Below are 24,834 nucleotides of genomic sequence, written 5' to 3'. Positions count from 1 at the left end.
CGAACCTTGGCCGACCGGACTCCTCTCCCGAGCGGCCAAGGCTGAAAATCTCACTTCGACAGATCGATCAGGATCTTCAGATGCGCGCCGGCGGGATCGAGCAGAACGTCGAATCCTTCCGTGACGGCCGTGTCGAGGGTGATGCGCTTGGTGACGATCCTGGTCGCCGGCAGCAGTCCTGATGCGATCAGCCGGATCACCCTCGGCCAATAATGGGTCGGATAGGCCCAGGCCCCCTTGATCTCGAGATCGCGGAAGGTGACCTGAAACCAGTCGAGCGGGTTTTCATGAGGATGCAGGCCCGTCTGGACGACGACACCCTGCTTGCGCACCGCGTCGACACAGGCTTTCAACGCATGTTCGTTGCCGACGCATTCAATGGCCACGTCACAGCCGACATGGCCTCCGGTGAGGAACGAACGACATCGCCGACACTGTCACGCTTCGGGTTGATCGTGACGACATCCGGCAGCACGCTTTTCGCCAGGTCGAGTCTCGCATCATTGAGATCGGACACGAAGAGCTGCGCCGCTCCGGCGGCGCGGGCAGCGAGAAGCGTCAACATGCCGATCGGACCTGCGCCGGTCACCAGCACGCTGTTGCCGGCGGTCACGCCGCCGCGATCGCAGGCATAGACGGCGACCGCCGTGGGCTCGACCAGAGCAGCCTCTTCATCGGTCATCTCATCGGGCATTTTCTGGACATTGTATTCGTTCACGACAGCCGCTTCCGCCATGCCGCCGCCATCCCAGCTCAGCCCGACCAGCGCCAGTTGCGGGCTCAAGTGAAACAGCCCGCGATCGGCGAAATAGTCGCCCGACCGGGGCATGATCAGCGGCTGGATCGACACACGGTCGCCGGCGACCACGGAGGTCACGCCTGCTCCGATCGCCTCGACGACGCCTCCGAATTCGTGGCCGAGAACCTGCGGACCGTGTGCGCCGGTATAGGGATGCGGCTCTTTCGGGATAAAGATCGGACCATAGCTGTATTCGTGCAGATCGGTACCGCAAATACCGACGAAACGATTGCGAACCAGAACTTGTCCCGGACCCGGCTGTTTCGGCTCGGGAAGCTCTTCCAGCCGCAAGTCCCTGGCCGCATGAAATCTGAGCGCGCGCATATTCTCTCCCTCTGGTCTTTTCGACGCAAGGTGAGCTGCAACGCCCATGCCAATGGCCATTCGCCATTCAGTCGATTGAACTTGTTGGATATTCCTGATCGCCGGCCATACTGTGCGCCACATCTGCGGCGCCACAGGTGTGGCGCGCGCCACAACGGGCGCTCAATGCGGCCGCTCAATGCCGAGGCGTTTCATCCGCCGATGCAGCGTGGTGCGATCGACGCCGAGCCGCCGGGCGGCCTCGGACACATTTCCCTTGCAGACGGAGAGGATGGCGCGGACATCCGCCTCATCCTTTTCTCGGTCGGGCAGATCGCCGGTGAGCGTGAGATGATCGGGCAGGTCGACGACCTCGATCACGCCACCCTCGCACAGCGCGGCGGCGAAAGCGATGGCGTTGTCGAGTTCACGGATGTTGCCGGGCCAGCAATAGCCGAGGATCAACAGTCTGGCGGCGCTCGAAAGCCGAAGGGATCGGCCCGCTGATCCGTGCTTTTCGAGAAGGCGATCCAACAGCCAGGGGAAATCCTCGCGCTTTGAAAGCGGCGGCAGCGAGAGCACAGCCGCATTCAGCCGATAATAAAGATCCGAACGGAAGTCGCCCGCAGCCACCAGATCGGCCAGCAATCGATGCGAGGCCGAGATGACGCGGAAATCGACCTTGCGCGGCGACGATCCGCCGACGGGCAGCACTTCGCCCTCGGCCAGCACCCGCAGCAATCGGCTTTGGGCCGCGAAAGGCATGTCACCGATCTCGTCGAGAAACAGCGTGCCCCCTCAGCCTCCTCGACCAGTCCCTTGCGTCCCTTGGCGAGCGCGCCGGTAAAGGCGCCGGGGACATGGCCGAACAACTCGCTTTCGATCAGTTGTTCGGGAATGGCCGCGCAATTGACGGCGACGAAGCGACCGGAAACGCCGCTCGTTTCATGAATGATCCTCGCCAGGAATTCCTTTCCCGCCCCCGTCGGCCCCTGCAGGAGGATCGGAAGTCGGCTTGGCGCGAGCTTTTCGATCTTGCGCTTGAGACCGTCGATTATAACGGATCCACCGCCCAACCGGGCTATCGCCGGCGCGGGACGAACCATTCGGGCCATCGGCGTCGCCGTCCCGCGCTGCTGCGGTTCGATCGCATGCGCGTAGAGATTTGCGCCGTCGCGCAAGGCGATGCGCCTGTCGCGCGGAAGGGTCGCCCGGGTCAGCGAAGCCAGTTCATCGAGACCAGCGTCGAAGAAATCGGCGACGGGCTGGCCAATGAGGCGATGAGGGCTGCGCCAATCCAACCCGCGCGCTCGGGCGAGAAGCCGCGCGCCGCCATGCGTCATGCCGGTGATGCGCCCGGCGCCGTCGACGGACACGGCCGCTTCGGGATCGACATCGAGAAACTCTGGCGCGGCGGCGAAGCGCAGCACGAGATCATGCCGGCTGTTTGCCATGAGATTGGCGAGCTCGATCCGACGCACCGTGGAAGAGACGAGATGACGCGCCATGTTCTGGCTCGTCTTCAGGATCGGCGAGCTCAAAAGCGAAATGTCGAGCACCGCCGTGAGCGCGCCCTGAGTGTCGTAGATCGGCGCGGCGGTGCAGGACAGCGGCGTGTGGGTGATGTCGAAATGATCGGTCTGGTGGATGGTCAGGGCTTCGCCGGTGGCGATGCAGGCGCCGACCGCGCAGGTGCCGGCGAGCGGCTCCGACCATTCCGAACCGAGGTAGAGGCCGGCTTTGCGCAGATTGTTGTTGAAGGAGGGATCGCCGAGAAATTCGACTGTCACGCCCTGGCGATCGGACAGCAGAAGAACGTAATTCTGCTCGGCGACCTGCCGGTATAACCGTTCGAGACCTGAACGTGCGATGTGGACCAGATCCTCCGCCTGCTGGCGATGTTCCCGCAGCCGCGTTTCGGAAACGATGACCGCTTCCCGCGCTTTGGCCGGATCGAGTTGATAAGTTTCCAGGCATCGCCGCCAGGATTCCACCACCAGCGCATCGCGACCGGTATTGCTGCCCTGGCCGACGCGTTCGATTTCCTTCACATGCTCAGAAAAACCCATGAAATCACCGGCCCGTCAAGGACCGCCTCCCGTGATCTTCGGGACGAGGATAGCCTCAAATGCGGCGGGAGCATAATCATTCGATCAATGCCGCCGGCTTGGCGCCCGGTCGACGCGACAGGCCCGTTATGGGCTCTTGGCGAGCGGCCCCAGCAGCACATCCCCAAACAGAGGCTGGTAGCTCTTGCGGACGTCGGGGTCTTCCTTGAAGGACAGCGCGTATTGGCCGATCTGGTGGAAATAGGTGATGCGCGCCCGCACGATGCTTTCCTTTTCGGAATAGCCTATCGCGAGGAAGGACCGCACCAGGAGATTGATGCGCAACGCGTCGATCGCATCCACTTCGCGGGCAATCTCCTTCGAAGTCCGGGCCCAATCGCGGATCGCGAGATCGAGCTTGGGGCTGAATGGTTTCTCATCCACCCAGGTGTGGACGATGTCGCTGAAGAACTGCACGCCGTCGGTCACGTCTTCATCGACCATCGCCTGGAAGGGCGCGCAATTGGCGCGCCGCCATTCGGACAGCAGTTCCTGGTGCAGATCCTTCAGGCTCGAAAAGTGAAAATAGAAGCTGCCGCGCGTCACCTTGAACTGCCGCGCCAGCCGATCGATCTTCACCTCTGCGATGCCGCCCTTTTCCAGGACCTTGCGCGCGGCGGCCACCCAATCTTCACGAGTGAGCGTCCGCCGAGCGACCTTTCCACCGTCCCCGGCGTCCGGGGCTGTCGATGACTGTTTTACTTTTGCCAAAGGCTTTTTCGCTTTCAAGACCGGGAAGGGCTGGCGACGCTCGCCGGCCGGTCCGGACATAATTTCCTGCCGTTAGCAACCAGCGGGCGCAGAATCAAGGGAGGGCGCTGATCCGCTCCAACATAAGTGCAAAGAAAGGATCGGGATCGATGCGGCGCAGCACGTTGCAGTTTTTCTCCTGACCCGTCACATGCCACCAATCCACAACCGTCATGCCGATCGTGACAGGCGATGAGATTTCCACCGTCACATGGCATTGGCGCTGCTCGAAGATCTCCGGCGCCAGCAGATAGCCGGTGACGCAGGCGTCGTGGATCGGCCGCGCCTCGGTCGGGAATTTGTGCGAGCCATAGATGCGGAAGAAATCGGCGAGATTGGCCGCCTCGATCGCCGCCCGGCTGCCGGTGGCGCGCAACTCGCCGAGCCATTCCGGCGTCATCTGCGCCGTATAGGTGCAGTCGATCCCGGCCATCGTGACAGGAACGCCCGATGCGAACACTTTGTGGGCGGCATGCGGATCGACGAAGATGTTGAACTCGGCGGCCGGCGTCGCATTGCCGCCCTCGAAGAAGCCGCCGCCCATCAGCACGACTTCGCGGATGCGCGGGATGATCCGCGGCTCCATCGTCATGGCCATCGCGAGATTGGTCATCGGCCCGAGCGTGCAGACGGTGATCTCGCCGACCTCGGCTTCCATGATGGTGCGGACCATCCAGTTGACGCCATGTTCTGTCTGAAGCGGCGTCACCGGCTCCGGAAGATCCGCGCCATCGAGGCCGGTCTCGCCATGGACATATTCCGCCGTCATCAGCGGCTTAACCATCGGCGCCGGGCAGCCGGCGAAGACCGGGACGTCGGTCCGGCCCGCCAGTTCCACCACTTTCAACGCATTGATCGCGGTCAGCCTGAGGGGAACATTGCCCCCGACAGTGGTGATCCCCACCACCTCCAACTCCTTGGGCGATCCGAGCGCAAACAGAATCGCAAAGGCGTCGTCCTGCCCCGGATCGGTGTCGATGATGATCTTGCGTGGGGTCATTGATTTGAAATTCCCATGATTGACGAATGCCTATTGCCGATATCATTTCTATGTGTAGAAATACAGTACTGTATCGTATGTTCAAGACAGGAGTTTGGCGATGACCTCGATCGACCGCGGCGACTTTTCCGAGATTCCGATTCTAGACGTCTCCTCGCTTTACGGCGACGACGAGGCGGCCATCCGCGCCACGGCGGCGACGCTGCGCAGCTATCTCGAGACGATCGGCTTCCTCTATGTCGTCGGACATCCCATTCCTCGCGCCGATGTCGAGGCGGTCCGTGAAGCCAGCAAGCGCTTCTTCGCGCTGCCGGACGAGGAAAAACTCAAACTGAAGATCGACAAGAATTTCCGCGGCTTCCTGCCGTTTGCCGGCTCCACCATCGTGACCTCTTCGGTCGCGACCGTCAGCAAGCCCAACCAGAGCGAATCGATCTTCTTCATGCATGAGGTCGACGAGAACGATCCGCGCGCTATCGCCGGCGAGCCGCTGCAGGGCCCGAACCAGTGGCCGGACGAGGCGCAGCTTGCCGGCTTCCGCGCCACGATCGAGCATTATGTCGAGGAGATGAGCACGCTGGCGCGCAAGATGGTGCGGGCGATCGCGCTGTCGCTCGGCCTGCCCTCGGACAATCTCGACCGCTATTTCGAAGATCCGACCACCTTCCTGCGCCTGCTGCACTATCCCACCCAGCCGCAGGAAGAAGGCCTGTTCGGCTCCGCGCCGCACACCGATTACGGCTTCATCACGCTGCTTGCGCAAGACGATGTCGGCGGCCTCGAAGTCAAAAACAAGGCCGGCGAATGGGTGCCCGCGCCGCCGATCCCGGATTCCTTCGTGATGAATGTCGGCGATATCCTCGCCCGCTGGTCCAACGACGTCTTCGTCTCGACTCCGCACCGGGTCATCAACCGCACCGGCCGCGAACGCTATTCGCAACCCTTCTTCTTCGACCCGGCCATGCATGAGATGATCGAGGCGCTGGACGTCTGCGTGCCCGCCGGGACCGAACCGAAATATCCGCCGGTTCAATATGGCGACTACCTGATGGAGCGGATCGACAAGAACTATCACTACCGCAAGAAGCAGGCGGCGGAAGCCGCCGCCAAGGCCTGAGATCCGAGGAGGCGCGTTTGGGACCGCAGGTCGACCCAGTCATCTCCGCAGATAAGCCGCCCGCCAGGACCGATGTGGTCGTGGTGGGCGGCGGCATCATCGGCTTGAGCACGGCGCTGTTTTTGGCGCGCCGCGGCCTGTCCGTGACCGTTTGCGAGAAGGGCGACTTCGTCGGCGAACAATCGAGCCGCAACTGGGGCTGGGTGCGGCGGATGGGCCGCGATCCGCGCGAGCTGCCGCTGATCGTCGAGGCGATGCGGATCTGGGACGATATGAATGCGCTGGTCGGCGCCGATGTCGGCTTTCGCAGAACCGGCATTCTCTATCTCTGCGACGGGGAAGAGGATGTCGACCACCATCTCGACTGGCTGAAGCGCGCCGGCGATTTCGCTTTCGACAGCCGCCTGGCGCGGGGCGCGGAACTCGCCGACCTCCTGCCGGGCGCCGCGCGATCATGGCATGCGGCGCTGTACACCGCGAGCGACGGTCGGGCAGAACCGCAAAAGGCCGCCTCCGCGATTGCGCGCGCCGCGGCCGCCGATGGCGCGATCCTCATGGCCAAATGCGCCGTCCGCGACATCGAGACCAGCAATGGACGGGTCTCGGCCGTCCTCACCGAATATGGCCGCATCGACTGTCAGTCGGTGGTGGTCGCCGGCGGCGTCTGGTCGACCAAGCTGTTGCGCCGCTTGAACCTGCGGCTGCCGCAGCTCGGCGTCCGCGCCTCCGTGCTGCGCACCAGCCCCGTGGCGGGCGGCCCCAATGGCGCGGCCTGGTGCAAGGAATTCGCCTATCGCAAACGGTTGGACGGGGGCTATACGATCGCCGACGGCAGCCAGAACCGCCATGACATCGGCGCCGACAGCTTTCGCTATTTCAAGGACTTCATGCCGATGATGCGGCAGGAATGGGGAAGCTTCAGCCTGGGCCTGTCTCCGCCGCCGCCATCGGACAGCAAGGGCGAGACGATCTTCGAACAGACGCGCACGCTCGATCCGGCGCCGATGGACAATCGCCTTCAGCAGACATTTTCTGACCTGCAGAAAGCCTTTCCGATCTTTCGGGGCGCCAAAGTGGAGCAGAGCTGGGCAGGCATGATCGATGCGACGCCGGATGCGATCCCGGTCATCTCAAAAGTGCAGTCGCTGCCCGGGCTGATCATTGCGACGGGATTTTCCGGTCATGGCTTCGGCATCGGACCCGGCGCGGGCAGACTCGCCGCCGATCTGGTCACCGGCGATAGACCGCTCGTCGATCCCACGGCATTCCGCTACGAGCGCTTCATCGACGGGACGCGGCCGCGGCCGACCACGGGGTCTGAGACGACGCGTTGGGAGACAAACAGAATTTCCATTCGGCGGGACCGGATCGGAAGCCGCCGGGATCAGGCGAAAGACTGAGACCGGCGCCGGGAGTAACAACAATGAAGAGAGGAACGACCGACATGACATCCTATCTCACCTATGCAGGCTTCGGCCTCGCCGCGATGATGACCGTCTGGACCGGCGCCGCCACAGCCGCGGACATAAAGCCTTCTCCGGAGGTGGCCAGCAGCGGCAAGCTTTCTGTCGCCAACACGCTGGATTACGCGCCCTTCGAATATCTCGACGCCGACGGCAAGCAGACCGGCATCATCGTGGAGCTCGCCGGCGAAGTCGCCAAGCTCGTGAAGGCGGATCTCGATATCCAGCGCACGCCCTTCCCGTCGATGATCCCCGGCCTGGCTTCCGGCCGCTTCAAGATCGCCTGGGAAACCTTTTCCGCCAATCCCGACCGCCTCAAGCAGGTGGATTTCGTGATGTTCATCAAGGCCGGCATCGCCGCCTCGACCTCGCCGGAAAAGAAGGACAGCTTCACCGGCGACATGCCGCTCTGCGGCAAGCGCATCGGCGTCTCCGCCGGCAGCGCATCCGACTTCCTGGTCGACAAGCTCTCCAAGGACTGTGCGGACAAGGGCAAGGAAGAGATTAAGAAGTCGGTCTTCAACTCCTCGACCGACATCGTCCAGGCCGTGCTCTCCGACCGCGTCGACGCCCGTATGGACGACGCGACCGCGTCGAGCTATTTCGAAGTGACGAGCAAGGGTCAGTTGGTCGTGCTGCCGACGCTTTATGATGTGGCGCCGCTCGGCCTCGCCATCGCCAAGGACGATCCGGCGACCGCCGACATGATGGTGTCGGCCCTTGCGGAGCTGTTCAAGAACGGCAAGTATCAGGAGATCCTGAACAAATACGGCATGGGCGCCTATGCGATCAAGGAGCCCTATTTCGTCAACAAGATGGAAGCCCTTCGCGCCGAATAAGGCTGGAAACAGCTCTCATCAGGAGCTTGACCCATTCATGAGCGCCGCCGATTGACTCCGGCGGCGCATCGTCGGCGTTTTGCGCCGGACGCCCTTCGAGAATTCCAAGGACAGTGATATGAGCACCGCCGATCCTCCCCAAACCCACGCGCATGCGGCCATCGCCGAGCAGGTCTCGCGCCTGAAGGTCGTGCCGCAACGGCAATACGGCATCTGGATCGGCACTGCGCTCGCTCTCGTGCTGGCCGGGTTCATCATTCGCGCCTTCGCCGTCAATCCCGCCTTCGATTGGGGCACGGCGATGGGCTATCTCTTCCATCCGCCGATCCTGCGCGGTCTCGGCACGACGCTTCTGCTGACCGTGCTGATCATGGCGGTCGCGATCGTCATCGGCGCAATCGTCGCCATCATGCGGGTGTCGCCGAGCCCGATCCTGCGCGCCTTCGCCGGCGTCTATGTCTGGTTCTTCCGCGGCGTGCCCGCGCTGATCCAGCTGATCTTCTGGTTCAACCTCTCGCTCCTGGTGCGCGAGGTGTCGCTTGCCATTCCCGGTCTCGGCACACTCTTCTCCATCCGCACCAACGATCTGATGTCGCCGTTCCTCTCCGCTGTCGTGGCGCTGTCGCTCTGCGAGGCGGGCTATATGGCCGAGATCATCCGCGCCGGCATCAAGTCCGTTCCCTCGGGACAGGCGGAAGCGGCAAGCGCGCTGGGCATGCCCTATCGCATGATCCTCAAGCGCATCACGCTGCCCCAGGCCATGCGCTTCGTCGTGCCGCCGACCGGCAACGAGGCGATCAATCTGCTCAAGATGACCTCGCTCGTCACCTTCATCGCCGTCGACGACCTCTTTTATTCGGCCCAGAGCATCTACGCCCGCACCTTCGAGACCATCCCGCTCTTGATTGTCGTGGCCTTCTGGTATCTGGCGGTGGTCAGCATTATGTCGGTCGGCCAGCATTTCCTCGAACGGCATTTCGGCCGCAGCGACAAGCGAGAGGACTCGCTTCTCGCGGATGTTTTCGCCAAACTCATGCCCGTCCGCAGGAGCCATAGCCATGTCTGAGGCCAGCCTCTCCAACCGCGCCCGCTTCCAGATACCGGCGGAATCCATGGTTTTCGCCCGCGGCGTTCGTAAATCCTACGGAAATCTCGAAGTGCTGAAGGGCATTGATCTGGACGTCGCCAAGGGCGCGGTCACCTGTATCATCGGCCCATCGGGTTCCGGCAAGAGCACGTTTCTCCGCTGCATCAACCATCTTGAGAAGCTGTCCGGCGGCCTGCTGCTGGTCGACGGCGACTTCGTCGGCTACGATCTCGTCGGCGACAATCTCTATGAGGTCAAGGACAGCCTGCTCTGCCAGCGCCGCGCCGAGATCGGCATGCTGTTTCAATCCTTCAACCTGTTTTCCCATATGACCGTGATGGAAAACATGATCGAGGCGCCGACCCAGGTGCGCCGCGTCCCCGTCGAGCAGGCCCGCGCCGAGGCGGAAGTGCTGCTCAAGCGCGTCGGCCTGTCCGACAAGCTCGACCGCTATCCGCGCGAACTCTCCGGCGGCCAACAGCAGCGCGTCGCGATCGCCCGCGCCATGGCCATGAAGCCGAAGGTGCTATTGTTCGACGAACCGACCTCGGCGCTCGATCCGGAACTGGTCGGCGAAGTCTTGAACGTCATGAGAGATCTCGCCGAAAGCGGCATGACCATGGTGGTGGTGACGCATGAAATCGGCTTCGCCCGCGAAATCGGCGACCAGTTGATCTTCATGGATCAGGGCGTGATCGTCGAACAGGGCGATCCGCGCGCCATGATCGCCGATCCGCAATCGCCGCGCACCCGGGAATTTCTGTCGCGGGTCTTGTAAGACGCGGGCGACATGATTTGGACGCGCCGGCTTCGGACGCGTCTTGCCGACACGCTGGATGGCTTCATGCGCAGAAACCCGCCGCGCTGAAGCTCAAGACCGGATGCGAGCTCCGACGCCGGGGCTGCGTTCGATGTCATTTCTGTCGGAAACGGGCCGACTCACCGGACATGTCGATCGTTCAGGTCGCGCACGAGCCTCTGGTGGCTGCGCATTTTGGTCAGCACATCGCCGAAACGGACGAGCCCCTGACCCGCCAACATATCCTTCAGCTTGATGAAGATGTCGGCCGTGGCTATGGCGTCGCCGAGGGCTGTATGACGGTCTCTTTCCTCAATGCGAACCCCGAGGCGATCCGCGAGCGCGTCGAGCGTGTGCGTCTCCGCCCGACCGAAAGCGCTTGCCGACAGGAGGACCGTGTCCAGGATCGGATTGACGAAGCGCAGCCCCATTTCTCTCTCCCGCCGCGTAAGGAACTCCATGTCGAAGGGCGCATTATGGGCCACGAGCACGGCGCCTTCCGCGAAGAGATGAAATTGCCGAACGGCCTCCTGCACGCTGACCGCATCCAGAACCATCGCATCCGTCACCCCGTGAATGGCCGTAGCGGAGCGCGGGATGGCTCGTCCCGGGTTGACGAGAAGGTTGAAGACCTCGCTTCCGATACGCTTGCCGTTCACGATGCGCACGGCGGCGATCTGAACCATCTCGTCTCCCTGTTCCGGCAAAAGACCCGTGGTCTCCGTATCGAAAACGACATAGGTCAGGGCGTCCAGCCGCGCGTCGGCGAGCTTCTCGTCGTGCATCCGCGACAGAAGTTCGAAATTGTAGACGACATGCCTCGATACGTCCGCTCCGTACGCGTGCTGCTCGCTCAGTTGCAGGCGTATGGAGATTGACGGGGCTTCGTCGGCTCTGACGGCCAAGGCCGCGGCGCCATGCGCCGACAGGATCGCCTCGCCGGTCGCGCCGCTTTCGAACACCGGCTCGTCCAGCCACGTTTTCAACTCGTCGGGAAAGACGCCGCCCCCTGCCAGGACAAGGCGACTTCGGCCGCCGCCCCGACCGGCGCGACAGACAAACGATAATCGGCGGCTTCCCTCGTCTCGCTGATCCGATCAATGAGGTGAGCCATCAGACTGACGATGTCGAAAGCGTTGCAGCGTAGGGCAATGTCTGCGACGTCGATGTCGAGAGAGCGCGTCCGCCTGTCCAGCTCGCGATGCAACAGCCGGGCAATCTCCCGCGCATGCTCGACCGCCATGGGCCAACCGTCGGAGCGCAGGCGTTCGAATCGCGTCTCCAATTCCGCAAGAGTGGCCTCCAGGCGCCGAAGCGGGGGCGACACTTCATCCCCGGCAATCATATCCAGATCGTGCGCGCCGGCCAGCCGACGAAACTCCGACACGATGGGTCGAACCAGCGCGAAGACGTCGCCGAGAAGAGCATCACGCCCCGCATGGGCCGCAACCTCCGTCGTGACATCCCTGAGGGTCATGACATAGGCCGCCTGATCCCCACCATTGTCGCCGGCGAGCCGCATGCGCCCGGCAAGCCTTCGTCGTCCACATGGCCCCAGACAGAGGAATTCGACGATCGCATCCGGCTCGGCGCTTTCCAAAAGCCTATGATGCGCGGTGCGGATCGGGCCTTCGCTCAAATAATCGAAAATGTTCCGGTCGAGGCAGACCGGTCTCGACGAGCCCGAGAGCAGGTGCTGAGCGACGCCGTTGTAAAAGACGATGTGATGACGGCCGGTGCAGAGAAGGACTGCAGGCGGAACATCGGCAAGCAATTGCTCGAGCTTGCTTTTGTCGGAAGACAGCCTCGTGGTCTCCCGCTGGACCTGTTCCGCCAGCGCGCCCCTCGTCCGCGCGAGCGTCGCCGCCGTCGCGGACGCCGCCTCGGCGAGCTCGCCGAGATAGCGCGCCTCCTCCGCGCGGAAATCATGCGCCACATTTGCATGCGCCCTCGCCCGCATGGCGGACGCCACTCTGGCGATCGGCCGCGCGAGATGCGTGTCGAACAGGAACCAGATCCACGTCACGATGGCAAGGATCAGAAAACCGGCGGCGATGGCGCTCTGCATGAAAGCGGTCAACATGTCCGGACTGCCTGCTCGGTGATAGCCGAACCACATGCCCACCGCCAAGGCCGCCAGGGCGCCGGCCGCCAAAGCCACGAAAAAGAGTAGGATACGACCGCGCAGGCTGATCCTCGTCAGCATAGCTCCCTCACCCGGCCGCGCATGCGACCTTCAAAGACGCATCGTCGGGCTTCACGTTGTTCCACTCCGCCCCGACGAGACTGCCGTCGTCGGCAATGGCGACATCGGCGTCGATAAGATCGGCGCGTCGCGCATTGCCGCAGTCATAGACCACCTTGACGGGCTTGACCGGCTGCCAGCGCGCCACGAGCAGAATATCCACCATCACCAGACCGGGCTGCTTCGGATTGCGCTTGGCGCCTTTGAGATCGACGGCCGTGAACCTTGTGGTCACCGGCTCGAGATAGGACCAGGGACGCCAAAACGCCGTTTGCTGATTTTTCCAAGTCACGGCGATCCCAGGCAGCGCCGTGGTCATCCGGTCGAACCAGCTATATTCGCTCCAGACCGAATAACACAGCATTCCGAGACCAGCAGTCGCAGGAATGATCCATTTCGGCAAGGATCCCCGGCTCAGCCAACGCAGGGCCATCGCCACGCCCGCCAATGCAACACCGGCGACGACCGCCGCGATCAACTCAAACAGCATTCTTCATTCCTTCAGACGGGCGCTCGACCGCCATTGGCGAGCGCCGATTGCATGGTTCTGACGACGACAAAGGCATCGCGAAGGTGCGAACGCTCGAAATCACCGAAATCGTAGGGCGCCAGAAAGTTGTCTGGCTTGCGGCCGTCGCGCACCTGCCGCATCTGACTATGCAGGCGCATATCCGAGATGAGATCGTAGGCCGCGATGAGATCCTTCGCCCCTGGCCCGGAGATGATCCCCGCGTCCTCCGCCGCAAGCAGTCGCGCGCGCGTGTTCACCGGCCTCAGCCTGCCCATCAGGGCATAGACGCGTCCGAGATCGACGACCGGCGCCACGCCGTTGTGCTTCATGTCTATATGGTTTCGATGCTCCCCGCTTCGGATCGTGGCGAAGCCTCGCAGCAGGCCGAGCGGCGGCGCATGCTTCAGCGCGTTGCTGACCATATGCGCCGTGAAAATCGAATTGCGGCTCGCCTCTTCCAACGTCTCGGCCTGCAGATCCTGATATAGGGACGGATCGCCGCAGATCGGCCTGAGATCGAACATGACGCTCGCCAGCATCTGCGCAGTCGGATCCGGCCGATTGATCCAGTCACGGAAATAGCTGCGCCAGACCGAAAGCGGCTGGCGCCAACGTGGATTGGTCGCCATCATGTCGCCCGGGCAGTAATGATAACCGCAGAGATCCAGACCACGGCTGACTTTGGCCGCCAGTTGTCGGAACCAGGGCGTCGCATCCGGCGCGACGCCGTCAGCTATGAACATGCAATTGTCCTGATCGCTGACGCCGGTCTGCTCCTGACGCCCCTGACTGCCGCAGGCGGCGAGCCAGACATAGGGCGCTGGCGGCGGCCCGAGTTCGAGCTCGGCCAGCACGACAAGACGGCGCGTCACACTGTCGGCGATATCGGTGATCAGCCGCGTGACGACCTCATGCGCGTTGTTGCCGCCGACGAGTTGGACGAGCAGTTGCGGAATACGCGCCGTGATCGCACGCATCGCCTCGGGCGTTTCGGCCGTCGAGATGTCGCGAACCAATTGCGCCGAATTGATTGCGTGAAAACGGATGAGATCCGTCTGCGTGATCATCCCCACCAAGCGGTCGCCATCGACCACGGGCAGATGACCGACACGCTTCTCGAGCATCAGATGAAGGATATCCGAGCCGAGCGCTTCGGCGCTCAGACCCACTGGATCCGGCGTCATGACCGCGGACACCGGCGTGGCTTCCGGGTCGAGCCCTTCGGCAAGCACCCTTCCCGTCAGATCGCGGCTGGTGAGGATGCCGAGAAATCGATCACCGTCGACGACGCCGAGGCTGGAGACATGCCGGCCCCGCATGAGAGCTGCGGCCGAACGGACCGTATCGGTCGGACCGCAGACGATCGGGGGACGCGACATGAGCTCGCTGACCTTCTGGACCGACACATCGCCACGACGGCTATCTGCGAACCGCCCGCGGGTGAAAAAGCGGGCGAAAACCGCATGTTCCTGCATCAGCCGCCGAAACTCGTCGGCGGGCAGCAGAAGAAGCGCGCAGTCGCTGCGGGCCGTGGCGGTGGTCACGGCGAAGCCATCCGCCATCAGTCCGCGTTCGCCGAAGGAATTGCGTGGCGCAAGTTCCGATATCACCGTGTTGGCGGCGTCCGTGATTTCAACTGCGCCATCCCGAATGAGATAGATGCCCTGCTGTGGACTACCGCGGCGGTAGATCTCCGCATCTTTCTGAAATGACAGAGGCTGGAAGCGGGTCGAGACCCGTTCGATTTCCTTCCTCGGAAGACTGTCATAGGGGTGGACCGTCTCGAGAAACGCCAGCACGTCGGAATTCGTCTGGGTCATGCGCTGTGCCCTCATGCGGCGCAAAGGCGCTCTGTCTGGTCGAGGGACGGGAGGGGCGATCTGCTCGCCCCTCCCGGTTGCCGTCTATCAGTGACCGGTCGCGGCGCCCGCTCCCCGGGGAACACGGATGGACTCGACGAGGTCCTGCACATGCTTGGGCGGCGCCTGGGTCATCGTCGAAACGACATAGGCCGTCCCGAAGTTGAGCAGTGCGCCGATCGGGCCGAACGCGGTCGGCGGGATGCCGAACAGGTAGTTGGCCGGAACGTTTTCGAGCATGTTGGTGCCGGCGACGAAGAACCAGCCCAGATACGTGAACAGGTAGACGCAGGTCACCACGAGACCGACGATCATGCCGAGCGTCGCGCCGAGCGAGTTGATGCGCTTGGAGAAGATGCCCATCATCAGAGCCGGGAAGATCGTCGCAGCGGCAAGGCCGAAGGCGAGAGCGACGGTCTGCGCCGCGAAGCCCGGCGGATTGAGGCCGAGCAGCGTAGCGACGAGAATCGCGCCTGCCATCGAGATGCGAGCGGCCATGAGTTCGGACTTCTCGGAAATGTCCGGCTTCAGGAAGTCCTTGATCAGGTCATGGCTGATGGCGGACGAGATCGCCAGCAACAGGCCTGCGGCGGTCGACAGAGCGGCGGCAAGACCACCGGCGGCGATGAGACCGATGACCCAGCCCGGAAGCTGTGCGATTTCCGGATTGGCCAGAACGAGAATGTCGTTGTTGATGGTCAGTTCGTTGCCGGTCCAGCCGCGCTGCGTGGCGGTCTCGGTGAAGCCCGCGGCAGTATCGTTGTAATACTGGATGCGGCCGTCGCCATTCTTGTCTTCGAATGTCAGGAGACCCGTGACTTCCCAGTTGCGCATCCAGTCGGGGCGTTCCTCATAGAGAACCGCGTCCTGCTGGGTGCCGCCGGGGTAGATCGTGTCGATGATGTTCAGTCGCGCCATGGCGCCGACAGCCGGAGCCGTCAGATAGAGGAGCGCGATGAAGATGAGCGCCCAGCCGGCCGACCAGCGCGCATCTGCGACCTTCGGAACCGTGAAGAAGCGGATAATGACATGCGGCAGACCCGCGGTGCCGATCATCAGCGACAGCGTGAACAGTGTCATGTTCAGCATGGAGCCCTGGCCGGTGTAGGCGTTGAATCCCAGATCGGTGACGACCTGATCGAGCTTCTGCAGCAGCGGAAGCGCGGATTCGGTATGCGTCCCAAACAGGCCGAACCACGGAATCGGGTTGCCGGTCAGTTGCAGCGAGATAAACACCGCCGGGATCGTATAGGCGATGATCAGCACGATGTACTGGGCGACCTGCGTATAGGTGATGCCCTTCATGCCGCCGAGAACGGCGTAGACGAAGACGACCGCCGATGCGATCCACAGACCGGTCGAGACGTCGACTTCGAGGAAGCGCGAGAACGCCACCCCGGCGCCGGTCATCTGGCCGATGACATAGGTCACCGAGATGATGATCAGGCAGACGACCGCCGTCAGGCGCGCGCCTTGGCTGTAGAAGCGATCGCCGATGAACTGCGGGACGGTATATTTGCCGAACTTGCGCAGATAGGGAGCGAGCAGGAGAGCGAGCAGCACATAGCCGCCGGTCCAGCCCATGAGATAGGTGGAGTTTCCATAGCCGACGGTGGCGATGAGACCGGCCATCGAGATGAAGGAGGCCGCAGACATCCAGTCGGCAGCGGTCGCCATGCCGTTCATGACGGGATTGACGCCGCGGTTGGCGGCGTAGAACTCGGCCGTGGAGCCGGCGCGCGCCCAGATGGCGATGCCGATGTAGAGCGCGAAGGACGCGCCTACGATCAGCAGATTGAGTGCATACTGATCCATTGTGGGTCCGCCTTACTGCTCGTCGACGCCGAATTCGCGGTCGATCTTGTTCATATACACCGAGTATCCGAAAATCAGCGCGATGAAGACGACGATCGAGCCTTGCTGGGCGAACCAGAAGCCGAGATCGGTTCCACCCACGGCGATGCCGGACAGCGCCGGACGCAGCAGTATCCCGAATCCGTAGGAAACGACCGCCCAGATCGCCAGGCAGATATAGATGACGCGAACATTGGCGGACCAATATGCGTTGGACGAAGATTTATCCATTACGATTACTCCTCCCTTTCTTGATGGGACGTCGCCAGGACGCCCCTTCCTCCACGCCGATTCCACCACTCCGAGTCCCGAGGCGGAATTGACAATTTTCAAGGAATAACTCATTCGCCAAAGACCGTACATTCGCCGATAGTCGTAGCCCGGCGCGAGCGGTTGGGCGCCTGTCGGAGCAACCACCGTGCGTTTATCTCAAGCCCCGCATGTCGTTCTCGGCCGCGTCTTGACCCGAACGCCCCCGGATGCCCGCACAGGGCTCACCGAGTGAGCGGTCCACCTAGGCGCATCAGCGACAGCCGCCGCTAGCGGCCATGAGAGCGCATCGCCCGGTTTCCTCTTTACGCGAGGCTGAAAGGATGGCGCCGCCGCCTCCGAACAGTATCGCGGCGACATCGAAATGAGCCGGTTCGCATATGCCGGCAAAAGCAACGCCAACTGTCAATTTCCTCTTCTAATCCCAGCAAGAAAGTGTCAATGTATGTTGACACTCTTTGGAGGAGGGTTCCATGGCGACGCCATTTCCGTTCACGGCCATTGTCGGCCAGGAGGATATGAAGAAAGCCCTGCTGATGGCGGCGGTCGAACCCCTGCTCGGCGGCGTGCTGATCTTCGGCGATCGAGGCACCGGCAAATCGACCGCGGTGAGAGCGCTGGCGTCCCTGCTGCCGAAGTTGGAGACGCGCGAACGCTGTCGCTACAACTGCCTTCCTTCGGAGCCGCAACAGGCCTGCGCGACCTGTCGCGCGCACCCGAAACCCGCTCTCGTCAAGATCCGCGCGCCGATGATCGACCTGCCGCTCGGCGCCACCGAAGACAGGGTCTGCGGCGCGCTCGACATCGAAAAGGCGCTGACCGTCGGAGAGAAAGCGTTCGAGCCGGACTGCTGGCCGCCGCCAATCGCGGTTTTCTCTATATCGACGAGGTGAACCTGCTCGAAGACCATCTGGTCGACCTGCTTCTCGATGCGGCGGCGTCGGGCGTCAATGTGGTCGAGCGCGAGGGCCTCAGCATCCGCCACGCCGCCCGCTTCGTGCTGGTCGGCAGCGGCAATCCCGAAGAGGGCGATCTGAGGCCGCAACTGCTCGATCGTTTCGGCCTGTCCGTCGACGTGCGCACGATCAACGATCTCGCCTCGCGCATCGAAGTGATCCGCCGCCGGGACGCCTATGAGACCGATCCCGACGCCTTCGCCGGCCAATGGGCGCGGCGAGAAACAGCGATCCGCAACCGCGTCGTCGCTGCCCGGAAGATGCTGCGCGAGGTGACCATTCCCGATCCGGTGATCGAACGGATGTCGCAGCTCTGCATGCGTCTCGGCATCGACGGCATGCGCGGCGAACTCACCCTGATGCGGGCCGGCCGGGCCGCCGCCGCGCTGGACGGGCGCGGATCGGTATCCTGGAGCGACATCGCCGACATCGCGCCGATGGTGCTTTGCCACCGGCTGCGACGCGATCCGCTGGATGACGCGGGCACTGCGCCGCGGATCGAGCGAGCGCTCGCCACCATGGACAACGGGCACGGCCATGGGTGATCGCCTCACCCAGGACGAGGTCTGCGAAGCCATGCTGCGGCAAAGCGAGGAGCGCTGGCGCGATGCGCTGATCGCCGCCCGTGCGCTCGCCGCCGCCGGCCCCGAGATCGGCGGTTTGTGGCTGACGGCGCGGGCCGGAGGTGTGCGCGATCTTTATCTCCGTCATCTGTCAAGTCTCATGCCCGGTCCCGTCCTGCGGCTGCCGCCGGGCGCATCCGCCGCCTCGCTTTCCGGCCGGCTCGATATTGCCGAGACCAACCGCACCGGCAGGATCGTCTGGGATCACGGCATCCTCGCTGCGGTCGATGGCGGCACACTCGTCATTCCTATGGCCGGACGGCTCGACGCGTCCGCCGCTGCCGTCGTCGCCGAGATCCTCGACACCGGCCGCCGCCCTGAGCTTGTCCCCGCCGGCGTGGCACAAAACGACAATGCAAAGACACGCCTCACGATCATCGCCCTGGACGAGGCGGCGGAGTGCGAGGAGCAGATCCCGTCGATCCTCGGCCAGCGGCTCGGCCTTCACGTCAATCTGGACGGCGTCGCCTGGCGGACCGTTTCGGATCTGCCTGTAGAAGCCGACGCCTGCGCCGCGGATTGGCGCGCGGTCGCGATCGACGACGCGCTGCTCGGCCAGATCCTGACGATCGCAGCGGCGGGCGGGAACGGATCGGTCGGCGTCCAGCATCGGCTGGTCAAGGTCAGCCGCATCCTCGCAGCGCTTTCGGGGCGGCTGCGGGTGACCGAGGAGGATGCGCTGACGGCGCTGAGGATCTGCCTCGGCATTCGCCTCGTGCATGGCGAACCGGAGGCGAAGCCTATGCCGGATGCGACCACGCCGTCGGCAGGCGATGAGCCGGATGGAGCCGAGTGCTCTACCCCGCCCGCCGATGCGGCGCCCCGGGACGACGAGCAACCGGCGACGACCGGCCCGCTCGACGCCCTCCAGACGGCGATCGAACGGGGAGTGATCGAGGGTCTTTCGCTTGCCGTGTCCGAACGCGCCGCGCGCATGGGCGGCCAAGCGGGCAAGGCGGGGGCGAGGCGAAAAACGCAAGGCGGGGAAGGCCTTATGCGGCCAGCCGCAACGCGCCTTTTCCCGACGCCAGACCCGATCTCGTCGCGACGCTCCGTGCCGCGGCGCCCTGGCAGGAGATCAGGGCGCGCCTGCATCCCGACGAGCGCGACAGGCTGCTGATTCGCAAGGAGGATTTTCGCTATCAGCGCCGTCGCCACCTGCGGCCTTCCACCGCGATCTTCGTGGTCGACGCCTCGGGCTCGACCGCGCTCGAGCGGCTCGGCGAGACGAAGGGAGCAATCGAAGAGCTGTTGGCGCGCTGCTATGTCAGGCGCGACGAGGTCTCGCTGATCGCTTTTCGCGGCAAGAGCGCCGACCTCATGATGGCGCCGACGCGATCGCTGACATCTGCCAAACGCAAGCTCGCCGACCTGCCCGGCGGCGGCCTGACGCCCCTCGCCTCGGGGCTCGAAAAAGGGTTGGAGCTGGCGCTCTCGGTCCGAAGACGCGGGAGTACGCCGGTGGTCGTGGTGATGACCGACGGCAGCGGCAATATCGCGCTCGACGGATCGGCGGATCGGCCGCTGGCGGCGCGCCAGACGGAACAGATCGCCCGGCTCTTCCGCGCCCATGCGGTGACGTCGATTTGCATCGACATCGCCCGGCGGCCGCGCGACGCCGTCAGCCTTTTGGCCGATCAGTTGGGGGCGTCGCTGCATGTACTGCGGCAGGCCGATCGCAGCCGCATGTCGGACCTCGTCCACGCCTCGATGGAGGCGAGCAGGTGATGATGAGCGGCGGAACATGGCTCGACTGGCGCCGCGACGGGCTTGATTGGCCGCACCGCGTCGCGAGCCGTTTCATCGACGCCGGAAGCTTCAATTGGCATGTGCAGATCATGGGACCCGAAACAGGCTCCACGCTTCTCTTGCTGCATGGAACCGGAGCGTCCAGCCATTCCTGGCGCCACATGCTGCCGCTTCTCAGTCAGCGGCGCCGCTGCATCGCCATCGATCTGCCCTGTCACGGCTTCACGCGGCCACGCGCCGCGACGGATCTGTCTTTGCCGGGCATGACGCGCGCGATCACGGCCTTGCTGCGTCGGCTCGGCGTCACGCCCGATGTCATCATCGGCCATTCCGCCGGCGCGGCGATCGCTATCGCGCTTACCGCGGAAGAGGAGCGCGCGCGTCAGCCGCAGGTAGTGGGCATCAATGGCGCCTTCCGGCCGATCCGGGGCGAGCGACTGTTTTCCCCCATGGCCAAGCTGTTGTTCGCCAATCCCTTCTCGGCCTCTGTGTTTTCGCTGCTGGCCGGGTCGACGCCGCTCGGCGGCAATCTCCTGCAAGCGACCGGTTCGCCGATCGACGCCGAAGGGGCCGCGCTTTATCGGCGTCTTCTCACCTCGTCCGGCCATGTGCGCGGCGCGCTCGGCATGATGGCGGCCTGGGACCTGACCGGCTTCGACCGCTGTGTCGCAGCGCTGGCGCGGCCGCCGATCCTGATCGCGGCGAGCGACGATCCCATGGTGCCGGCGGAGAATTCGCGACAGCTGGCGCGTCAGTGCCCAGGCGCAAAGCTGGCGCTGAGCGAGCGCGGCGGCCATCTCCTGCATGAATGCAATCCCGGCTTCGTCTGCCGCGCGATCGGCGACGCCATCGACCGGTCCTCGAGCGAAGGAGTGGATGCGGCATGAACATCGCCGGACGCTTCAATCCCGATCTCGCGCGCCCTCTTGATCCGGGGGCGCCGCATGCCGTGGTGATCGGCGCGGGCGTCGGCGGCCTGTCGAGCGCGGCGCTTCTGGCCGCCCGCGGCTATCGCGTCACCGTCTTCGATCGCCTCGATGCGCCAGGCGGCCGCGCCTATGCGCATCGTCAGGACGGATTCACTTTCGACGCCGGCCCCACCATCATCACCGCGCCCTGGCTGTTCGAAGATCTCTGGCGCGATTGCGGCGGCAGGATGCAGGATGACGTACAGCTCAAGGCCTGCACGCCCTTCTACCGCATCCGCTTCAATGACGGCAGTTGGTTCGATTACTCCGGCGACAAGGCGGCGATGGAGGCGGAGGTCGCCCGCTTCGAGCCGGCCGATGTCGTGGGCTATCGCGGCTTCATGGACGAGAGCCGCCGCATCTATGAGGTCGCCTTCGAGCAATTGGCCGACCAGCCGTTTCACAGCCTCGCCTTCACGCTGAAGACATTGGCGGGCATGGTGCGCCTCGGAGGCTATCGTTCGGTCTATTCCGTGGTGGCGCGCCATTTCCGCAATGAGAAGCTCCGGACGATCTTCTCCTTTCATCCGCTGCTAATCGGCGGCAACCCGTTTTCCGCGACCTCCTTCTATTGCCTGATCGCGCATCTCGAAAGCCGATACGGCGTGCATTACGCCATGGGCGGCACCAACGCGCTGGTCGAAGGCATCGCCAAGCTCGTGCGGCGCAATGGCGGCGTGATCCGGCTGGGAGAGACTGTCGACACTGTTATCACCGAAGGAAGGCGCGCGACCGGCGTCCGGCTCGCCTCGGGCCAAACGGTCGCGGCCGACATCGTCGTCTCCAATGCCGATCCGGCGACGCTCTATGGCAAACTCTTGAAACACCATCCGCGCCGACGGTGGACCGACGCGAAGATCGCCCGCGGCGATTATTCCATGGGGTTGTTCGTCTGGTATTTCGGCGCGAACCGCCGCTATGACGACGTCTATCATCACACGATGCTGTTCGGCCCGCGCTATCGCGGCCTGCTGACCGACATCTTCCATCGCCGTCGCCTCGCAGAGGATTTCAGTCTCTATCTGCATCGGCCGAGCGCCGTCGATCCCTCGGTGGCGCCGGAGGGCTGCGACGCCTTCTATGTGCTGAGCCCCGTGCCCAATCTGGCCGGATCGACGGATTGGGAGGCGATGACGGAGACCTATCGCCGCCGCATCGAAAAACGGCTCGAAGAGACGCTCCTGCCCGGCCTCGGCGCCCATATCGTCACCTCGAAAGTGGCGACGCCGATCGATTTTCGCGATCGGCTGCAGTCCTGGCAAGGCGCAGCGTTCGCGCTCGAACCCAAACTCCTGCAAAGCGCCTGGTTTCGCCCGCACAACAAGAGCGAAGAGCTCGACAATCTCTATCTCTGCGGCGCGGGCACCCATCCGGGCGCCGGGCTGCCGGGCGTCCTGTCCTCCGCCCGCATCGTCAGCGAACTGGCTCCAGACCCGCTGTCGCTGCGCGCCGGGAAAGTGACGGAGGTTCGGCCATGAGCGCGGGAGGCTTTCCGGATGGGATCGGGCTACGCTGCGATGACCGGCTGTTGGCGCGATCGCCGAACGGCGGGGGCGCCAGTCCCAATTTCGGCTTCACCGGTCAGGAGACGGATCTGCGCGTCTGCACGCAATCGATCCGGCGCGGCTCGAAATCCTTTCACATCGCCTCGCTGATCCTGCCGCGGCCGATCCGGCAGGCGGCGCATGCGCTTTACTCATTCTGCCGCCATTCCGACGATGCGATCGACGAGCCGGGGCGCGGGCCCGATGCGCTGGCGCGCCTGCGTCAACGTCTGGACCTCATCTATGAGGGGCGGCCGCTCGACCATGCCTGCGACCGCGCCTTCGGGCGGCTGGCGCATCGACACGCCATTCCCAAAGGCATTCCCTCCGCGCTGCTCGACGGCTTCGCCATGGACATATCCGGCCGCCGATACCGGACCATCGGAGAGCTCAAGGACTATGCCGCCGGCGTGGCCGCGACCGTGGGCTTGATGATGGCGCTGATCATGGGCAAGGACGACCGCTGGACGCTGGCGCGCGCCGCCGATCTCGGCATCGCCATGCAGCTGACCAACATCGCCCGCGATGTCGGCGAAGACGCCCGCAACGGCCGGCTTTATCTGCCCACTGATTGGCTGGAGGAGGTCGGCATCGATCCGCATTCCTTTTTGGCGAAGCCTCGCTTCTCCCCGGAACTTGGTCTCGTTGTGCGGCGGCTGCTGGCGGAAGCCGATCATCACTATGCGCTCGGCCATGCCGGGATCGAACATCTACCGGCCGACTGCCGTCACGCCATCCGCACTGCCGCCCTCACCTATCAGGACATCGGCCACGCCATCGCCGCCAATGGCTATGACAGCGTCACCAAACGCGCCCGCACGACGCTTCCGCGCAAGCTCGCTCTGATGGCGAAAGCCGCGCGGGCTCAGCCTTTGTCCCGGGAGGCGCAGCGCCGGGCCATGAGCGCGCCGGCCGATCCGAGCGTCGAATGGCTGATCGAAACCGCTGCCGACGCGGCCGTGTTTGTCAAACGCGAACATGGCGGCGCGCAAGAGGCGGGCCTCGAACGGCTCGCCGCCATTTTGATGGGACTGCAGACGAAGACGAGAGACGACCATCGCATCAGGCGGCTGCAGCGCTACGAAAAGGCGGTGAAGCTTGCTTAATTCCTATTTCGGCCTGATCGAGGCGGTCTTCGTGTTCGGATTGGCGATCGCCTTCTATATCTGGCAGAAACGCGACCTCGAGCGCTATGAAGAGCAGGATCGGAAGGCGGACCGGGATAATCAGGATGAGCGCTGAAATCCGGTTCGCCGCGGCATGCGGAAGGGCAGCATCATCCGCACCAGCGGATTGGCGAGCCGCCGGCAATCGAGTGTCTCATGCACCATCGTAAGCGGATGACCGCCCATGCGGGTGCTGACGAGCGAACGCCGGTAAAAGGGAGAATCCTCCAGACGGCGTACGATCTCCGGCTCCGCCGCGTCGTCACAGGCGATCGCGCCGCCGACACCCCAAAAGCCTCTGGGCAGGCGCTTGGCCGAGGGCAAGTCGAACGCGGAGGGCGCACCATCGTCCCCGAACCGCAATGCGAGGCGCCGGCGCCCTCCATGCAGAAGCTCGGCGTCATAAAGGACAACAGTCTCGCCGCTCTCTTCATCGACGCCCCGCGCCCAATCCCAGCCCATGAAATCATGCTCCACCGGGCGGCTGCCGAAATTGACGTCGTGATAGGCGTGACCCGCCCAGCCGCCGCCGGGAAAGGCGTGACTGCGCACGACCGCCCGCGCCTGCGGCAGGCGCGGCGACCAGACATGCGCTCGACCCGGATCGAGAGCGATAGCGGCGTCGCTCTCACTGTCAGCGCTGATCTCGATATCGCCGGTGATGCGTTGCGGAAGCAGGCGCTGTCCCGGCCAAGGCAACGCCATTTCGTCGAAATGGATCAGCAGCTTGCCGGGGTGGATCTCCATGCTGCTGGCGCCGATCTTCAGGAGATGAGTGCCACGCATGAGGCTGGCTTTCCCCCGCTCGGTCATCGCCCAGGCGT

20 protein-coding genes and 3 pseudogenes are annotated in these 24,834 nt (G+C 64.0%); 12 read left to right on the top strand and 11 right to left on the bottom strand.

Features of this window, described 5'->3' with window-relative positions; genetic code table 11:
- Positions 1-50: 50 nt before the first annotated feature.
- From H2O14_RS23515 to H2O14_RS23500, 4 genes and pseudogenes are all read right to left on the bottom strand, one after another.
- A pseudogene (locus H2O14_RS23515) lies at positions 51-1,123 on the bottom strand (2,3-butanediol dehydrogenase).
- Between the two features lie 162 nt (positions 1,124-1,285).
- Positions 1,286-3,171 (bottom strand): annotated as a pseudogene (locus H2O14_RS23510) (sigma-54-dependent Fis family transcriptional regulator).
- Between the two features lie 126 nt (positions 3,172-3,297).
- Positions 3,298-3,834: a TetR/AcrR family transcriptional regulator gene (locus tag H2O14_RS23505; protein ID WP_312858705.1), complete on the bottom strand. Its 537-nt coding sequence runs from the start codon at positions 3,832-3,834 to the stop codon at positions 3,298-3,300.
- A gap of 181 nt (positions 3,835-4,015) precedes the next feature.
- Positions 4,016-4,960: a nucleoside hydrolase gene (locus H2O14_RS23500; RefSeq protein WP_182829792.1), complete on the bottom strand. Its 945-nt coding sequence runs from the start codon at positions 4,958-4,960 to the stop codon at positions 4,016-4,018.
- A 100-nt stretch (positions 4,961-5,060) separates the two neighbouring features.
- Between H2O14_RS23500 and H2O14_RS23495 the strand changes: the two genes are divergently transcribed.
- The 5 genes from H2O14_RS23495 (at position 5,061) to H2O14_RS23475 (ending at position 10,244) form a co-directional block, all read left to right on the top strand.
- Positions 5,061-6,077 (top strand): isopenicillin N synthase family dioxygenase, encoded by a 1,017-nt coding sequence (locus H2O14_RS23495; protein WP_182829791.1) that lies wholly within the window; start codon positions 5,061-5,063, stop codon positions 6,075-6,077.
- 17 nt (positions 6,078-6,094) lie between these two features.
- Entirely contained in the window at positions 6,095-7,477 is a 1,383-nt protein-coding gene (locus H2O14_RS23490) for an NAD(P)/FAD-dependent oxidoreductase (RefSeq protein WP_182829790.1), read from the top strand.
- 44 nt (positions 7,478-7,521) lie between these two features.
- Entirely contained in the window at positions 7,522-8,379 is an 858-nt protein-coding gene (locus H2O14_RS23485; protein ID WP_182829789.1) for an ABC transporter substrate-binding protein, read from the top strand.
- A 118-nt stretch (positions 8,380-8,497) separates the two neighbouring features.
- On the top strand, positions 8,498-9,445 hold the full coding sequence (locus H2O14_RS23480) for an amino acid ABC transporter permease (protein ID WP_182829788.1): 948 nt from the start codon (positions 8,498-8,500) through the stop codon (positions 9,443-9,445).
- A 46-nt stretch (positions 9,446-9,491) separates the two neighbouring features.
- The gene (locus H2O14_RS23475; RefSeq protein WP_182829941.1) at positions 9,492-10,244 is read left to right on the top strand and encodes an amino acid ABC transporter ATP-binding protein; all 753 of its coding nucleotides are present in this window, start codon (positions 9,492-9,494) and stop codon (positions 10,242-10,244) included.
- A 161-nt stretch (positions 10,245-10,405) separates the two neighbouring features.
- Here H2O14_RS23475 and H2O14_RS26880 read toward each other — a convergent pair whose 3' ends face one another.
- From H2O14_RS26880 to H2O14_RS23450, 6 genes are all read right to left on the bottom strand, one after another.
- Positions 10,406-11,251, bottom strand: a complete 846-nt coding sequence (locus H2O14_RS26880; RefSeq protein WP_210275586.1) for a PolC-type DNA polymerase III — start codon at positions 11,249-11,251, stop codon at positions 10,406-10,408.
- Positions 11,248-12,471, bottom strand: a complete 1,224-nt coding sequence (locus tag H2O14_RS26875; RefSeq protein WP_210275585.1) for a hypothetical protein — start codon at positions 12,469-12,471, stop codon at positions 11,248-11,250. The genes H2O14_RS26880 and H2O14_RS26875 overlap by 4 nt, the downstream gene beginning before the upstream one ends.
- A gap of 7 nt (positions 12,472-12,478) precedes the next feature.
- A complete protein-coding gene (locus H2O14_RS23465; RefSeq protein ID WP_182829787.1) occupies positions 12,479-13,000 on the bottom strand; it encodes a hypothetical protein in 522 nt (173 codons plus the stop codon).
- Between the two features lie 11 nt (positions 13,001-13,011).
- Positions 13,012-14,841 (bottom strand): DUF294 nucleotidyltransferase-like domain-containing protein, encoded by a 1,830-nt coding sequence (locus H2O14_RS23460; protein ID WP_182829786.1) that lies wholly within the window; start codon positions 14,839-14,841, stop codon positions 13,012-13,014.
- An 87-nt stretch (positions 14,842-14,928) separates the two neighbouring features.
- Positions 14,929-16,695 carry a sodium:solute symporter family protein gene (locus tag H2O14_RS23455; RefSeq protein WP_182829785.1) on the bottom strand — a complete coding sequence of 589 codons (1,767 nt, stop codon included), beginning with the start codon at positions 16,693-16,695 and terminating at the stop codon, positions 14,929-14,931.
- A 12-nt stretch (positions 16,696-16,707) separates the two neighbouring features.
- Positions 16,708-16,965: a DUF4212 domain-containing protein gene (locus H2O14_RS23450; RefSeq protein ID WP_182829784.1), complete on the bottom strand. Its 258-nt coding sequence runs from the start codon at positions 16,963-16,965 to the stop codon at positions 16,708-16,710.
- A gap of 512 nt (positions 16,966-17,477) precedes the next feature.
- Between H2O14_RS23450 and bchI the strand changes: the two are divergent.
- From bchI to H2O14_RS23415, 7 genes and pseudogenes are all read left to right on the top strand, one after another.
- Positions 17,478-18,505 (top strand): annotated as a pseudogene (gene bchI / locus H2O14_RS23445) (magnesium chelatase ATPase subunit I).
- Complete coding sequence (locus H2O14_RS23440) at positions 18,498-19,703, top strand: hypothetical protein (RefSeq protein ID WP_182829783.1); 1,206 nt, start codon at positions 18,498-18,500, stop codon at positions 19,701-19,703. The pseudogene bchI and the gene H2O14_RS23440 overlap by 8 nt, the downstream one beginning before the upstream one ends.
- A 62-nt stretch (positions 19,704-19,765) precedes the next feature.
- Positions 19,766-20,311 carry a VWA domain-containing protein gene (locus H2O14_RS23435; RefSeq protein WP_182829782.1) on the top strand — a complete coding sequence of 182 codons (546 nt, stop codon included), beginning with the start codon at positions 19,766-19,768 and terminating at the stop codon, positions 20,309-20,311.
- A 2-nt stretch (positions 20,312-20,313) separates the two neighbouring features.
- A complete protein-coding gene (gene bchO, locus H2O14_RS23430) occupies positions 20,314-21,219 on the top strand; it encodes an alpha/beta fold hydrolase BchO (RefSeq protein WP_182829781.1) in 906 nt (301 codons plus the stop codon).
- Positions 21,216-22,778 (top strand): phytoene desaturase, encoded by a 1,563-nt coding sequence (locus H2O14_RS23425; protein WP_182829780.1) that lies wholly within the window; start codon positions 21,216-21,218, stop codon positions 22,776-22,778. The genes bchO and H2O14_RS23425 overlap by 4 nt, the downstream gene beginning before the upstream one ends.
- Positions 22,775-23,950, top strand: a complete 1,176-nt coding sequence (locus H2O14_RS23420; RefSeq protein ID WP_182829779.1) for a phytoene/squalene synthase family protein — start codon at positions 22,775-22,777, stop codon at positions 23,948-23,950. Before H2O14_RS23425 ends, H2O14_RS23420 begins: the two co-directional genes overlap by 4 nt.
- Positions 23,943-24,086 (top strand): hypothetical protein, encoded by a 144-nt coding sequence (locus H2O14_RS23415; RefSeq protein WP_182829778.1) that lies wholly within the window; start codon positions 23,943-23,945, stop codon positions 24,084-24,086. Before H2O14_RS23420 ends, H2O14_RS23415 begins: the two co-directional genes overlap by 8 nt.
- Here H2O14_RS23415 and H2O14_RS23410 read toward each other — a convergent pair.
- Positions 24,071-24,796 (bottom strand): carotenoid 1,2-hydratase, encoded by a 726-nt coding sequence (locus H2O14_RS23410; protein WP_246697737.1) that lies wholly within the window; start codon positions 24,794-24,796, stop codon positions 24,071-24,073. The genes H2O14_RS23415 and H2O14_RS23410 overlap by 16 nt on opposite strands.
- Positions 24,797-24,834: the final 38 nt, after the last annotated feature.

It is taken from the genome of Rhizobium sp. G21 (assembly GCF_014158035.1).
Taxonomy (GTDB): domain Bacteria; phylum Pseudomonadota; class Alphaproteobacteria; order Rhizobiales; family Rhizobiaceae; genus Rhizobium_E.
This window is presented reverse-complemented; position numbering and strand designations above follow the sequence as displayed.

Bases quoted from the DNA above. Each gene is read 5' to 3' on its own strand.
- H2O14_RS23495 (WP_182829791.1), top strand. From the start codon at position 5,061: ATGACCTCGATCGACCGCGGCGACTTTTCCGAGATTCCGATTCTAGAC.
- H2O14_RS23475 (WP_182829941.1), top strand. From the start codon at position 9,492: ATGGTTTTCGCCCGCGGCGTTCGTAAATCCTACGGAAATCTCGAAGTG.
- H2O14_RS23410 (WP_246697737.1), bottom strand. From the start codon at position 24,796: ATGCGTGGCACTCATCTCCTGAAGATCGGCGCCAGCAGCATGGAGATC.
- H2O14_RS23450 (WP_182829784.1), bottom strand. From the start codon at position 16,965: ATGGATAAATCTTCGTCCAACGCATATTGGTCCGCCAATGTTCGCGTC.
- H2O14_RS26875 (WP_210275585.1), bottom strand. From the start codon at position 12,471: ATGCTGACGAGGATCAGCCTGCGCGGTCGTATCCTACTCTTTTTCGTG.
- H2O14_RS23465 (WP_182829787.1), bottom strand. From the start codon at position 13,000: ATGCTGTTTGAGTTGATCGCGGCGGTCGTCGCCGGTGTTGCATTGGCG.
- H2O14_RS23460 (WP_182829786.1), bottom strand. From the start codon at position 14,841: ATGACCCAGACGAATTCCGACGTGCTGGCGTTTCTCGAGACGGTCCAC.
- H2O14_RS23485 (WP_182829789.1), top strand. From the start codon at position 7,522: ATGACATCCTATCTCACCTATGCAGGCTTCGGCCTCGCCGCGATGATG.
- H2O14_RS23425 (WP_182829780.1), top strand. From the start codon at position 21,216: ATGAACATCGCCGGACGCTTCAATCCCGATCTCGCGCGCCCTCTTGAT.
- H2O14_RS23420 (WP_182829779.1), top strand. From the start codon at position 22,775: ATGAGCGCGGGAGGCTTTCCGGATGGGATCGGGCTACGCTGCGATGAC.
- H2O14_RS23455 (WP_182829785.1), bottom strand. From the start codon at position 16,695: ATGGATCAGTATGCACTCAATCTGCTGATCGTAGGCGCGTCCTTCGCG.
- H2O14_RS23440 (WP_182829783.1), top strand. From the start codon at position 18,498: ATGGGTGATCGCCTCACCCAGGACGAGGTCTGCGAAGCCATGCTGCGG.
- H2O14_RS23480 (WP_182829788.1), top strand. From the start codon at position 8,498: ATGAGCACCGCCGATCCTCCCCAAACCCACGCGCATGCGGCCATCGCC.
- bchO (WP_182829781.1), top strand. From the start codon at position 20,314: ATGAGCGGCGGAACATGGCTCGACTGGCGCCGCGACGGGCTTGATTGG.
- H2O14_RS23500 (WP_182829792.1), bottom strand. From the start codon at position 4,960: ATGACCCCACGCAAGATCATCATCGACACCGATCCGGGGCAGGACGAC.